Genomic DNA, 12,329 nt, shown 5'->3' with positions numbered 1-12,329 from the left:
GACGTATAAAATGCCTAACAATCTACAAGATACAATTACTTTAAATAATGGTGTGAAAATGCCATGGCTAGGACTTGGCGTATTTCAAGTAGAAGAGGGTCCAGAACTAGTAAACGCAGTAAAAACTGCGATTGCTCATGGTTATCGCAGTATCGATACTGCTGCCATTTACGGAAATGAAGAAGGAGTAGGACAAGGTATAAAAGAGGGGTTAAAAGCAGCAGGTATTACCCGTGAGGATTTATTTGTCACTTCGAAAGTGTGGAATGCTGATCTTGGATACGAAGAAACCTTAGCCGCTTTTGAAACGAGTTTAAAGAAACTAGATTTGGACTATCTCGATCTCTATTTGATTCACTGGCCTGTGGAAGGAAAATACCAAGCTGCATGGAAAGCAATGGAGACATTGTATCATCAAAGAAAAATTCGGGCGATCGGTGTGAGCAATTTCCAAGTTCATCACCTCGAGTCGTTGATGGAACAAGCCGAAGTAAAGCCAGTTATCAATCAGATCGAGTTCCATCCACGACTTACACAGTTGGAACTACGTAATTATTGTAGAGAGCATGACATTCAAGTAGAAGCATGGTCCCCACTCATGCAAGGACAATTGTTAAATAACGAAGTGCTGCAAGAAATCGGAAAGAAATACAACAAGTCTACTGCTCAAGTCATCATTCGCTGGGATTTACAAAATGAAATTGTTACGATTCCAAAATCGACGAAAGAACAGCGGATTATCGAAAATGCTTCTGTATTTGATTTTGAGTTAACAGAAGTTGAAATGAAACGGATTAGTGCTTTAAATCAAGATACACGTGTTGGCCCAGATCCTGATAACTTTGATTTTTAAGGAGATATTTTTTGAGATTCCTTCAAAAGAAGGAGTCTTTTTTTAAGTGAAATTTAAATCTTTCTTTCTATACTTTTGGATGTAACAAGAAAACAAAGCAGAGAGAAGGATGAGAACATGTTACGTAAAACAAAGATGAGTTTGGCACTTTGTTTGGCAGTAATAGGAATTGGGACAGGAAGTGTATATGCATCTGCGGACTTACTGCCAGATGTTCCTAAAACAAAACCAGTCATCAATAAAACGATTTCGAAAAAACCAGTTATAAAAAAGTCTTCTTCTATACAAATCAGTCAAAAAGGTCTGTTACAATTGCTACATCTTACTAGTGATGAATTACAAAAACAGCTATCAGCCGGAAAGACAATTGTAGAGATAGCAAAAGAAAATGGGGTAACAGAAAAGGAATTAACCAAATTTTTGACAAATGATAAGCAATCATCTGAGGAAATCGAAAAATCAGTAAAAGCAAAATTTGAACATGTTCGTACGATTCATAAAGATCAACTCATAACAAAAAGCAAACAAGGTGATGGCGTGCACATCATTTCAAAAAGTCAACTTCAAACAAAATAAAGAATGTGAAGAAAAGGAAGGGGACGAAGTAGTTCCTTCCTTTTTTAGGAGTGATGAGTCGATGAAGATTTTAATAGTAGAAGATGATGTTTCGCTTCTTCAAGCAATGGTTAGTGTTTTTAAAGATGAAGGATATCATGTAGATGCTTCAAAAGATGGAGCTGAAGGTCTTTATTTGGCAGAGCAAAATATATATGATCTAGCTATTTTGGATATTATGTTACCTAGTTTGAGTGGAGTAACCATTGTACAAAATCTTCGGCTTAAGCAAGTCAGTTATCCCATCATTTTCTTAACTGCTAAAGATGGTATATCGGATAGAGTAGAAGGATTAGATGCAGGAGCAGATGATTATCTAGTAAAACCGTTTGCTGTGCCGGAACTATTAGCACGAGTTAGGGCATTATTACGTCGAGGGGGTAATGTAAATTTAGATGGTGAAGTAATTTATGGGCCAATTTTACTTCAACCGAAAAATTTGAAAGGATTCGCTGGTGGACAGCAGTTAAAACTAACAAAAAAAGAATATCAAGTACTTGAATTTCTCGTGTTAAATAGCGAACAAATCCTAACGAGAGAGCAGATTTTTGATCGTGTTTGGGGCGATTATTTTGATATGGAATCTACCGTAATTGATGTATACATGCATTATCTTCGTAAAAAACTAGGTAGTTATCATAGCATGATCCAAAATATTCGTGGTGTAGGTTTTATGTTAAAGGAAAAAGATACACATGATACATAAAACAAAATGGAAGCTAACTGCGTTAAACGCAGGAGTGATTTTTTTGATACTCCTGATTAGTGGACTTTTTTTATATTTTTTTGTGCAACAAAAAATCATTGGTCAGATAGATCATTCACTCGAAAATGAAACCAAACAAATAGAGTCAAAATTAAAACATCCTGGTATCCGTATTTATCCTAAGGGAGGTACCATTGATTTACGGATATATTTATTCGTTTGGGATCAAGAAAATAAGCTTATTTATCAAGATTCGAAAAACAAAATGGTAGACATCAATGTGAGAATGTTTATAAAACAGTTTATCCCATCCAAACAACAAAAGTTCGATACCATACAAGTTAACAATCATTATTACCGAGTTTTAAATCTTTCTCCATCTGCCTTTCCAACCATTGGAGGAGAGGTAAAACTTATTCAATTGGTGCGAAATATGGATGCAGAACAAGTATTTTTAGAAACATTGCTGCAAGTGATCGGTATAGGAATTTTATTAGCTGTAATAGCCACCATCACAGCTGGTTATTTTCTTGCTGGAAGAGCACTTGTACCTATTCGAAAGTCTTGGGAAAAACAACAGGAGTTTATTGCTGATGCTTCACATGAGTTACGTACTCCATTAGCCACGATTCAACTAAATACAGAATTGTTGTTGCGGTACCCAAGCAGTACGATTCAACAAAAAAGCCCAGAAATTTCTAGAGTTTTGAAGGAAACAAGAAGAATGAGTAAATTAGTTACAGATTTGTTGACGTTGGCACGGACAGATTCATCTCAAGTTCAAATTCAAAAAGTTAACTTGACTGTGGATAAAGTAGCAATGGAAGTATTAGAAATGTTTAAGCCTATTGCTTCGATCAAGGGGATAACCTTTACCTTTGACATGGAATCCGATCTTCAATGGGTAGGAGATGAGGAGAGATTCAGACAATTGCTGGTTATCTTATTAGACAATGCAGTAAAATACAATGTTCCACAAGGGAGCATTTTTTTATCATGTAAGAAAAATAAAAATAAAATAGAAATAGTGATAAAAGACACAGGCATAGGGATTCATGAAGACGATGCTCCTTCTATTTTTGATCGATTTTATAGAGGAGATAAAGCTAGATCTCATGGCGGTACAGGATTAGGATTGTCGATTGCAAAATGGATTGTAGATACTCATCATGGAAGAATTTTTTTGGATCAAACCTATCGCAATGGTACTTGTATTATTGTTTCTATGCCATTTAAATAATAAAGACAAATTTTCGGTGTATAAAGAGCAATTCTATTAGATACTGTTTATTATTTTGTGTAAAATAAACTTTACAATATGTAAAAAATATATTACTATATGTAAAGTAAACTATACCTTTAAATAGGAGGTAGATAAAAATTGGGAGAGCAAAGTGGGGAGTTAACAAATCGGATATCTGTTTTAAGAGCAGAATACAAAATGACACAACAGGCTCTAGCTGAAAAGGCAGGTGTCACAAGACAAACGATTATTTCGATAGAAAAAGGTAAGTATACTCCTTCATTGACACTTGGTTTTGAGATAGCTAATGCCTTTGGAGTAGACATAAATGAAGTATTTCAATATAAAAAATGAGAAGGGAAGAGAAGAAAATGGAAACATTAATCACGATTACAAATGGTTTATCTGCATTTGCTTTCTTTGCTATGATCGTTTTTGTGATCTTGGTAATGAAAGAAGGAAAAGATGAAAGAGCACAGTTGATGGGTTATCGGCTGTATCGATTATTATTTACCTTTTTATTGGGAGGATTAGCTCTTATTATCTTTGTCACAGGATGGAAGGAATTTGATTATACCTTGCTAAGAGTTTGTATTACTACACTGTTTTCTCTCACTATATTTGTAGGTTTGGGATATTGGATATTACTTAGAAAGAAGATTTGACACTCCACATGGCTGAAGCCATGGGATTCTTGGGACGGTAGTCTACTAACTACTTCATTACCAAGCTAGCCCCGTGAGCCCCACGGTTGAAAAAAGTTTTGTTGCTACATCATAGAATAGACTTACTGCTTGGTTTTCGCATTTCAGTCTAGCCATTTTTTGGTACGCATAGCATTTTACGTGCAAAACGATTGGTTTGCTGGGCCCTATATCCTATCCAGTTTTGAAAGAGCAACTAACAGATAGTTTAATAGGGGAATATATGTTTGCAAAGATGCTTTCTGAAAAATTTGTCAGACTTGTGGGAGGAAAAAACCTCCCTCGTCTAACGCTCGCTATCATCCCATGATTAAAACCGTGGATTTTCCCACTCGCAAGAATATAAGAAAAATAAGCTTTATGTACAAACATAATTTGATAGTATTTGTAAATATATTGATTTAAAAAGCTGATTCTTTTCCTTTGAAGAATTAGCTTTTTCATTTGTAAAAACGCTTAAAAATATGGCTTTATAGTCTAATTAATAGTAAAATAACAAATGTTAGTTCTTTTCCTATAAAGGAGATTATATAAAAATGTTGAAAAATCATGGCAAAAATCACAGAGAAGTAGAGTTATCTCATGGAAAACTTCATATCTTTGCCAATGATGAGGTTTTCGCATCAATGGAAGATAAGGTGTATCATATGGCGGATAACAATTTGCAAATTCCGCGAAATGTACACATGAGTTACACCCCAGATGCCCATGTGGGAATCGGGACATGTATCGGAACAACAGCCGTGTGGAATATGCGAGATGGATTTGTATCCCCATCCATTGTGGGATCGGATATCGGTTGTGGAATGCGTGTTCATTTGACTCCATTGAAAAAGGAAGATATACAAGATAAGAAGTTACGGCGAGAGCTGATTAAGTCGATTGAAAAATTTGTGCCAGCCAATGAACGGGCTGCATCTCATTATAAAAATATTCGGGTAGAGAAGATCGTATCAGAAGGTTTACATGGCTTGCCTCCAGAGTATATCCCCGATCGCTATACACCAAAACAACGTAAATCGTTGACGCATGTAGAACATGCTAAGTTTGATTTTGACACTGATTTTTTGGAGCAAATCCCAGATAAAATGTGGAGCCGTGCTTGGCAGCAAGTTGGAACGCTCGGTGGCGGCAATCATTTTATCGAAATACAAGCAATCCACATTCGGGAAGAAAATCGAGAAATCGCTGAAAAATGGGGATTGGAAGATGGGCAAGTTGTCATCATGATCCACTCTGGTTCTCGAGCTTGGGGTGGTATGATGGGCCCTAAGTACACCAAGACTTTTAAAGAAGCGATGAGCAGATGGGGAGTAGGTACTCCAGACCCTAATCTTGTTTATGCTCCGATTGATTCTGATCAAGGGCAACAATATATCAATCTCATGCAATCCGCTTTAAACTTTGCCGTTGTGAATCGTCATATGTTGGCATATGGTGTGCGAGAAGGTTTTAAAGAAGTGTTTGGTTCCGATTTTGAAGCTCCTGTATTGTATGATTTGATGCACAACTATGCGTTAAAAGAATTTCATCGCAATCAACCAATGATGGTCCACCGCAAAGGGACTACAAGAGCATTACCTGCAGGTCATTTCCTTAATGCAGAGGCGTATAAAGAGACAGGGCACCCTGCATTGATCCCAGGATCAATGGGTACGTCTTCGTATATCATGGTTGGAGCAAAAGGCGGGGAGAAAAACTTTTATTCTATCTGCCATGGTGCGGGACGTGTTCGTTCCAGACGTGCTACCAAAGAATTGATAACGATTGATGAATTTGCTGAGTCAATGAAAGTAGGTACGGATGAAGAGGTACTAGTCAACCAACGTACCTTGCAAAGTATTCTCGATGAATGTCCACAAGCTTACAAAGATGTGGATCAAATCATCGATTCGATTGAAGGTGCTGGATTGGCTTCTGTTGTCGCAGAGTGCAAACCACTTGCAGTTATTAAAGGTGTCTAACACAAAATCCCCTGATCCTATGATGGGGATTTTTTATATTCAAAGAGGAAATGTAAAAAATCTTTTTCCTTGTTCGGGAAAATGAAGACTTCCATGAACTGCATTTTTAAAATCTTCCAAACGGTGCATTCCACCAATAGACACCTGAAATTCGGCTTTTCCTGTGACATCTATAATTTTTTGCAGAACTTTCCTATCTTCCGGTTTTGGTGGAGTTAAGAAGTATTGATAGAGATAAGCGTTGATGCCAATGTTATTCATCAGGATGTCGTAGTTATGAAACTCAAATTTTTCGGAGCTATAGTTGCCGTATATCACTACTTGGCCACCGAATGATAGAGATTGAATTAAATCGCTAGATAGTGGACCGCCAACTGCATCGATGAGACCATGTAAACCTTTATTTTGTGTTATCTCCATGATCGGTTCTTTGATATTCCCAGAAAGCTGCGATAAATCGATTACATGTGAGACTCCCAATGTCTGTAAGTCTAAATGATCATGTGTTTTTCTAACGATGGAGATAACATGTACACCTCTAAGTTTGGCTAATTGTGATACCATCGTCGCGACACTGGAGTTTCCTGCTGTAAGTGCAAGCCATTGACCGGATTGAACTTTCGATTGCTCCAATAGATCCCATGCCGTTATCAAATTAAAAAATTGTGCAGCTTTTTCGATGGGATAGTCTGATGGCAGTGGGATGAGCCATTCAGCTGGCACAGCAGCATATTCTGCCCAAGTATTATAATACCCAAAGGTAACAAATGTCCCAGGTTTAAATGAGACCTTACTTCCTACTTTGGTGACAATACCTGCACCATAATTTCCGCCAATTTGTTGTGGGAAAACAGGCTTTTTGGGTTCTGGATATAAATTCTGGATAAATAGAAAATCACCAGGATTAATGGATGCCGCTACCATCTTCACTAGAACTTCATTTTCCTTAATCTCTGGAAGCGGTACTTCCCCTAATTGTAATGCATCAAAATCATCTACTGGAGAACCAAATTCATTGAAATAAATAGCTTTCATCATGTTATTCACCTCGATAAATTACTAGAAAGTTTCATTTTATTCTAAAATGATATAATTTCATATATTGAGTAGCTGCTTTATGGATTACGTAATTTATATTGATAGAGCAAGTAAGTTTTTAAGTTCATCATCTATAAACTTTGTATCTTCATCATGTATACCACGGCCTGCAAAATGTCCCCAAATCGAATCAATAGGCCGAAAGGTAGCATTTGGTATTTGTTCTGTTTCGTATTTACTATCCTCAGGGGTAAAGTATAAATCGGTAATTCCGGGCATCACTACTGCTTTTGCTCGAATGGACTGAAGTGCTTTTTCAAAATCTCCGTTATAGAGGTTATTGGCGCTGATATCTGCATGTTGTCCTGTCCATAGCATCGCTAATAAATTATTCGCATCTATTCCTAGAAAGTTATTCTCCCAGAAATCAGTCAGAAATTCCTCTAGTGTGGGAAAACCTAGCTTTCGATAAAGTTCTTCTCGATAAAATGCCTGCGAAAAACCCCATCCAGCATACACCCGGCCAATTGCACGCATACCAGCTTCTGGTTGATTTTGATATTCGCCTTTTTCCCAAGTTGGATTGGAGACTAGAGGAGCTTTTACTCCTTCCAAAAAAACTTGTGTATGAGGCCATGTTTTTGCTGTTCCACAAAAAGGAGCGATTCGTTCTACCATGTCTGGATAGTTTGCTGCCCATTGGAAGGTTTGAACTGCTCCAAGTGACCAACCTGTAACAAGAGCTATTTTTGTAATGCCAAACTTTTCAGTGATCAGACGATGTTGGAATGAAATATTATCAAAAATTGTAACTTTCGGAAATCTAGATTTATCGTAAGGAGCTGGTGTATTACTAGGTGAGGATGAAAGTCCATTTCCAAGTAAATTTGGAACGATGATAAAGTATTTATTTGGATCTAGTGCCATTTCAGGTCCAATTAACCATTCATTTTGGTAATGCTGGTCTCCGAAAGCAGTTGGATAAACAATGACATTTGTTTTATCAGCATTTAATTTTCCATAGGTTTGATAGGCAAGAAAAGCGTTAGGTAATACTTCTCCTGACTGAAGAGTGACATTTCCCAGTTGAAAGATTTTAAAATCCATGATCTGCTCCTTTCAAAATGCTTTAAGTTGGTTGTATCGTTAGTGTATACTACCTATAACATCAAGTAAATTTATCGTTATTGACTTCTAGATTCAAAATTTTTGAATATAAGGGTGTGAAAAATGGAACTTCGTCAACTGGTGACCTTCCAAACCGTTGCGAATACGCTGAATTTTAGTCGTGCTGCATCCGCTCTTAATTATGTACCTTCCAATGTAACAATGCAGATGCAAGCATTAGAAAAAGATTTAGGTGTTCGCTTGTTCGATCGACTTGGCAAACAGCTGCTTTTGACGGATGCAGGTAAGCAGTTTCTTGTTTATGTGAATCGAGCATTGAATACGTTAGATGAAGCAAGAGAAGTGATGATCAAACAGGAACAAATAACGGGAACAGTGACCATTAGTGCGAATGAAGTGATATGTGCGTATCGATTGCCATCGACTTTTCTCCAATTTCGACGAGAATACCCAAGTGTAAGACTTCATTTTCGCACAATGTCCTACGATAACCTCAAAGAGAGTCTTCGTGATGGGACCACTGACATCGTTTTTTTGCTAGATGAACCCATTCATTCTACCTCGATAGCCAGTGAATCATTACTGCATGAACCATTTCGGTTATTGGTATCATCGGATCATCCTTTGCTAAACACAGACAAATTGCTTCTCGAACATTTACGAGAAGAGCAATTTTTAGTCAATGAAAAAGGGTGCACGTATCGTACTATATTTGATCAATTTTTCAAAAAAAGAGGCATAGAGGCTACAAGTTTTTTGGAGTTTAGTAGTGCGGAAGCGATCAAACAGTGTGCGATTTCCGGCATAGGAATTGCGTTTCTCCCAGAAGTAGTCGTTCAAGCAGAATTAGATCGAGGGGAACTAGTCGTACTCCCACTAGATATTCCATCTTTCTCTATTTATACACAAATGTTATGGCATAAAGAGAAGTGGATTTCACCTGCGATCCAAGCATTTATGCATGTGGTTCAACAAAATATTTCTGATGGAGGAAAAAGGATTTGAAGCGACGACGGTGCAAGATATCGCGGATCAGGCAGATTGAAAGAGTTGTACAAGAAGAACTGAATGAAAGATTGCTCAAATGGTTAGAGCGGGTTTCTCCACCAGAAAGTGGTTGGCAAATACCGATAGAAACGATGGTTTGGATGGATGAGTTGGACGATAATTGGAGTGGCTGCGGATTGGAGTAAGGGAAAGGACACCTATTCAGAAGAAGAGATGACGGAATACATTTTGACGATGGTGACAAAAGGAGTAGCTATCCCATAGGTTAATGGTAAAAAAATAGGTTACGAATAAGCAGGCCCCCTTGCAGACTCTAAATAAAGTCCACAAGGGGGTTGAACCAGTCCGATCAGGTTACTTCTTCAGAAGTCGCCGAACCGCACCAAGTGCACGTCGGAGAACGTTCGAAGGCGGAATCAGTGCTTTATGCATCTGAAATATTTCCGAGCGATACGCTCGCATGAGCATCTCTTGAATGATGCTGGCCAGTGCTGCCTCCTGAGTGTTGAACGTCTGAGCGAGGTCTTTGCCAGTTACCTTGGCCGCGCGGTAATCGGCAGTGGGTACTTTGGGGTCTTCCCATCCCAGATTGGAAACGGATTCCCTTCCCTTGTACCTCATTTTGATGAACGTGACTGCCTCGGTCTTGTCCATCTCAGACAGGTCCTCCAGCACGCTTGGATTGCTTACCAAGTATGCAATCCTTTCGCTGATGGTTTTCCTGTCGAACAGTTCTGCAAGATGATGGTTCACATGTCCTCCAGATCGGATGAGTGGTACTTATTTATTATAGATGATTCGTAGAATTCTATCTATAGATAAAAAATAAGATAGCATGATATTATTCGAAAGCATAAAATAGACTCGTTAATTCGTTAATTCATTACTCGGATAAAGGGAGGGCTTACTTTATCAAATAAAGTTAGTATTCTATTTATAAAAATTTTTGATAAATATTGATAATAAAATTTCATTACTTACGAGAACAAGGCTGGTATGTATATCGGAATTTTTGCTCCATATCAGGTCGTACCCTCTGCGCATAGCTTACACTTGAGCGAATAAATATTCGAAGAGTAAATGTAATAAGATTTTTTAGTATTTTTTTTGTTAATAGCACTAGGCCTTGTAGACTAGGAGATGGCAATGAATCTGAAGGCTGACAATGTCCAGAACCCGATTCTGACGAAGGGGAAGAAGCTTGTTGAGCGATGGATGGGATACCTTGGCTTGCTGCAATCTTCCTTCTCCTCATTTATGGTGCCACCATGTGTATGGTAGGTGATTGGACCGTCAGTAGCTGGTTTGAGTGGCATGTTGCGCTCCAGTTCATGCTCGTATTGGGATTGGTGGTAGCAGGAGCGGTTTTGTATTCAATCCTGTTCATCCTGGTATTGATCAATCTGGGTGCTGCCAGTGAAACCAAGAAGAACAGTGCCGCCAAGCGTTATCCGGATATCGGTATGATCCTTCTCGCTGGTGTCTGGGGTGTGTGCTTTGTTGTCATGGTGATCAGCATCTATCGGCTTTTCATCTGACAAACGCCCGGGTTGCTGTTTCTTTGAAACCGTGGCTCAGGCGACGCTTTTTAAAAAATAAAAACTAGGATAGACTTATCCTAGTTTTTTAGCATGGACACGTATTGGTAAACCATATTTTTCGGCTATTCGCAGCACTTGAGTCGCAAATTTTTGTCCGATATCAGGTCGCACCATTTGCACATAGCTTACATATCCATTGATATATTCCCAAAAATACGGATGATTTTTGTGGTTTTCTTCCTCTAATCCTTTTTGTTCCACATTATGTAACAAAGCACGGAAGCTTCGGATGTCTTTGCGTGTTAGGTTTGTTTTCTCATTTACGACGATCCCTGTGACACGTTGGCGACGTCCAGCGCGGAGTACACGTGTTTTTTCTTCGTTTACTACAAATCCTTCAAAGCTGACAATATTGCGTATGCTGTTCATGATAGATCCTATTTGCTGTAAGGTATCTCCATTGCCAGAGAGAGTAAGATCATCTGCATAACGAGAATAAGTGAAACCTTTATCCCTTGCTAATTGGGTTAATTTTTCATCCAAACGTCTACATAGCAAATTGGTTATGGTAGGGCTAGTACAGGCACCTTGTGGCAGTTGTCGTTCTTTCATTGCCACATAGTATATCTTTCCGTTAAACTCCACTTCTTTGCGAGGGGCTTCCGTACAAATCAAGGCAAAAAGAGTGCTAATCGCCCGGCTATATCCAAGTGATTCAAACAAACCACGTACTCGTACAAAGGAAATAGAAGGGAAGAAGTCTTTTAGATCGAATTTAACGACTGCATCTTTCCCAATATGGTGTTTGGCATTGTCTACTGTACTTTTTCCCGTTACAAAGCCATGTGCCGCAGGGTGAACGGTTAGGTTATCCAAGATAGTTTCTTTGATCCATGTTTGTGCGGTGCGCAATTTTGCCTTTGGAGCAGAAATTTCTCTTTGCCCACCATTTTTTTTCGGGATCGTAAAACGAGTATAGTGATTGATCGTAGCAGTATTTCGATGATAGGTAAGCCATTTCAATTCCGATAACGTAATGCCCATTTCTTCCGCTAATTGCAAAGCAGAACGGATAAGAGGAAGTTGACGCTCCATTAATTTTGTTTCATTTGTTTCTTTCGAAGCTAATCCGGCAGATACACCGTCACCGACATGAATGACATGGGTTTCCCGATGTTGTTTCCATTTTTCCTTCGCTTCGGCTTGTGATTTTTCTCGCTGAGCTTTTCGTTCCGCACGCCTTTGCTTGCTCTCTTCGATTCGGCGTTTTCGAGCTTCTTTTAAAAGAAAATCGATATCTTTTAACTGCTTGGACTCTTTTTGCAATGCGAGCAGCTCTTTGCGAACTTCTGTATATTCTTCATCTTCTTTTGCTTGTTGTTCTATTTCTTCATCTGTGAGATTGGGAGCTTCCCAAAAACCGAGCCGGATCATTTCTCCACGAATGGTTTCATGCTTTCCTTCAGAACGAATTTTGGCAATCCACTCTTCTCTTGTCAGCATTTTGTTTTCTTCTGACATACAGTTAC

14 protein-coding genes are annotated in these 12,329 nt (G+C 38.5%); 10 read left to right on the top strand and 4 right to left on the bottom strand.

Features of this window, described 5'->3' with window-relative positions; translation table 11 throughout:
* The first annotated feature begins 10 nt into the window (after positions 1-10).
* From A3GQ_RS0115255 to A3GQ_RS0115220, 7 genes are all read left to right on the top strand, one after another.
* Entirely contained in the window at positions 11-853 is an 843-nt protein-coding gene (locus A3GQ_RS0115255) for an aldo/keto reductase (protein ID WP_028777793.1), read from the top strand.
* 117 nt (positions 854-970) lie between these two features.
* Positions 971-1,429 (top strand): hypothetical protein, encoded by a 459-nt coding sequence (locus A3GQ_RS0115250; RefSeq protein ID WP_028777792.1) that lies wholly within the window; start codon positions 971-973, stop codon positions 1,427-1,429.
* 61 nt (positions 1,430-1,490) lie between these two features.
* On the top strand, positions 1,491-2,174 hold the full coding sequence (locus A3GQ_RS0115245) for a response regulator transcription factor (RefSeq protein WP_028777791.1): 684 nt from the start codon (positions 1,491-1,493) through the stop codon (positions 2,172-2,174).
* Positions 2,164-3,414 (top strand): sensor histidine kinase, encoded by a 1,251-nt coding sequence (locus A3GQ_RS0115240; RefSeq protein ID WP_028777790.1) that lies wholly within the window; start codon positions 2,164-2,166, stop codon positions 3,412-3,414. Before A3GQ_RS0115245 ends, A3GQ_RS0115240 begins: the two co-directional genes overlap by 11 nt.
* 141 nt (positions 3,415-3,555) lie before the next feature.
* Positions 3,556-3,771 (top strand): helix-turn-helix transcriptional regulator, encoded by a 216-nt coding sequence (locus A3GQ_RS0115235; protein WP_028777789.1) that lies wholly within the window; start codon positions 3,556-3,558, stop codon positions 3,769-3,771.
* Positions 3,772-3,788: 17 nt separating this feature from the next.
* Positions 3,789-4,082 carry a hypothetical protein gene (locus A3GQ_RS0115230; protein WP_156877753.1) on the top strand — a complete coding sequence of 98 codons (294 nt, stop codon included), beginning with the start codon at positions 3,789-3,791 and terminating at the stop codon, positions 4,080-4,082.
* 575 nt (positions 4,083-4,657) lie between these two features.
* Positions 4,658-6,085, top strand: a complete 1,428-nt coding sequence (locus A3GQ_RS0115220) for an RtcB family protein (RefSeq protein WP_156877752.1) — start codon at positions 4,658-4,660, stop codon at positions 6,083-6,085.
* Positions 6,086-6,124: 39 nt separating this feature from the next.
* Here the strand turns inward: A3GQ_RS0115220 and A3GQ_RS24550 are convergent, their stop codons facing one another.
* Positions 6,125-7,123 (bottom strand): quinone oxidoreductase family protein, encoded by a 999-nt coding sequence (locus A3GQ_RS24550; RefSeq protein WP_083964258.1) that lies wholly within the window; start codon positions 7,121-7,123, stop codon positions 6,125-6,127.
* Between the two features lie 93 nt (positions 7,124-7,216).
* The gene (locus A3GQ_RS0115210) at positions 7,217-8,230 is read right to left on the bottom strand and encodes an alpha/beta fold hydrolase (protein WP_028777786.1); all 1,014 of its coding nucleotides are present in this window, start codon (positions 8,228-8,230) and stop codon (positions 7,217-7,219) included.
* Positions 8,231-8,353: 123 nt separating this feature from the next.
* On the opposite strand from A3GQ_RS0115210, the gene A3GQ_RS0115205 reads away from it, so the two are divergent.
* Both A3GQ_RS0115205 and A3GQ_RS27750 read left to right on the top strand, forming a co-directional pair.
* Entirely contained in the window at positions 8,354-9,256 is a 903-nt protein-coding gene (locus A3GQ_RS0115205) for a LysR family transcriptional regulator (protein WP_028777785.1), read from the top strand.
* On the top strand, positions 9,253-9,444 hold the full coding sequence (locus tag A3GQ_RS27750) for a hypothetical protein (RefSeq protein WP_028777784.1): 192 nt from the start codon (positions 9,253-9,255) through the stop codon (positions 9,442-9,444). Before A3GQ_RS0115205 ends, A3GQ_RS27750 begins: the two co-directional genes overlap by 4 nt.
* Before the next feature lie 169 nt (positions 9,445-9,613).
* Here A3GQ_RS27750 and A3GQ_RS0115195 read toward each other — a convergent pair whose 3' ends face one another.
* Positions 9,614-10,012: a hypothetical protein gene (locus tag A3GQ_RS0115195; protein ID WP_028777783.1), complete on the bottom strand. Its 399-nt coding sequence runs from the start codon at positions 10,010-10,012 to the stop codon at positions 9,614-9,616.
* Between the two features lie 458 nt (positions 10,013-10,470).
* Between A3GQ_RS0115195 and A3GQ_RS0115190 the strand changes: the two genes are divergently transcribed.
* Entirely contained in the window at positions 10,471-10,797 is a 327-nt protein-coding gene (locus A3GQ_RS0115190) for a hypothetical protein (RefSeq protein WP_028777782.1), read from the top strand.
* A gap of 75 nt (positions 10,798-10,872) precedes the next feature.
* Here A3GQ_RS0115190 and A3GQ_RS0115185 read toward each other — a convergent pair whose 3' ends face one another.
* Positions 10,873-12,321 carry a reverse transcriptase family protein gene (locus tag A3GQ_RS0115185; protein ID WP_028777781.1) on the bottom strand — a complete coding sequence of 483 codons (1,449 nt, stop codon included), beginning with the start codon at positions 12,319-12,321 and terminating at the stop codon, positions 10,873-10,875.
* Between the last annotated feature and the right edge of the window lie 8 nt (positions 12,322-12,329).

Origin of the sequence: Shimazuella kribbensis DSM 45090 (assembly GCF_000428065.1) — a bacterium.
Classification (GTDB): domain Bacteria; phylum Bacillota; class Bacilli; order Thermoactinomycetales; family Thermoactinomycetaceae; genus Shimazuella; species Shimazuella kribbensis.
This window is presented reverse-complemented; position numbering and strand designations above follow the sequence as displayed.

Excerpts from the sequence above, each read along its gene's own strand:
- A3GQ_RS0115190 (WP_028777782.1), top strand. The coding sequence starts at position 10,471 with ATGGATGGGATACCTTGGCTTGCTGCAATCTTCCTTCTCCTCATTTAT.
- A3GQ_RS0115240 (WP_028777790.1), top strand. The coding sequence starts at position 2,164 with ATGATACATAAAACAAAATGGAAGCTAACTGCGTTAAACGCAGGAGTG.
- A3GQ_RS0115210 (WP_028777786.1), bottom strand. The coding sequence starts at position 8,230 with ATGGATTTTAAAATCTTTCAACTGGGAAATGTCACTCTTCAGTCAGGA.
- A3GQ_RS0115205 (WP_028777785.1), top strand. The coding sequence starts at position 8,354 with ATGGAACTTCGTCAACTGGTGACCTTCCAAACCGTTGCGAATACGCTG.
- A3GQ_RS0115250 (WP_028777792.1), top strand. The coding sequence starts at position 971 with ATGTTACGTAAAACAAAGATGAGTTTGGCACTTTGTTTGGCAGTAATA.
- A3GQ_RS0115255 (WP_028777793.1), top strand. The coding sequence starts at position 11 with ATGCCTAACAATCTACAAGATACAATTACTTTAAATAATGGTGTGAAA.
- A3GQ_RS0115245 (WP_028777791.1), top strand. The coding sequence starts at position 1,491 with ATGAAGATTTTAATAGTAGAAGATGATGTTTCGCTTCTTCAAGCAATG.
- A3GQ_RS0115230 (WP_156877753.1), top strand. The coding sequence starts at position 3,789 with ATGGAAACATTAATCACGATTACAAATGGTTTATCTGCATTTGCTTTC.
- A3GQ_RS24550 (WP_083964258.1), bottom strand. The coding sequence starts at position 7,123 with ATGATGAAAGCTATTTATTTCAATGAATTTGGTTCTCCAGTAGATGAT.
- A3GQ_RS0115220 (WP_156877752.1), top strand. The coding sequence starts at position 4,658 with ATGTTGAAAAATCATGGCAAAAATCACAGAGAAGTAGAGTTATCTCAT.
- A3GQ_RS0115185 (WP_028777781.1), bottom strand. The coding sequence starts at position 12,321 with ATGTCAGAAGAAAACAAAATGCTGACAAGAGAAGAGTGGATTGCCAAA.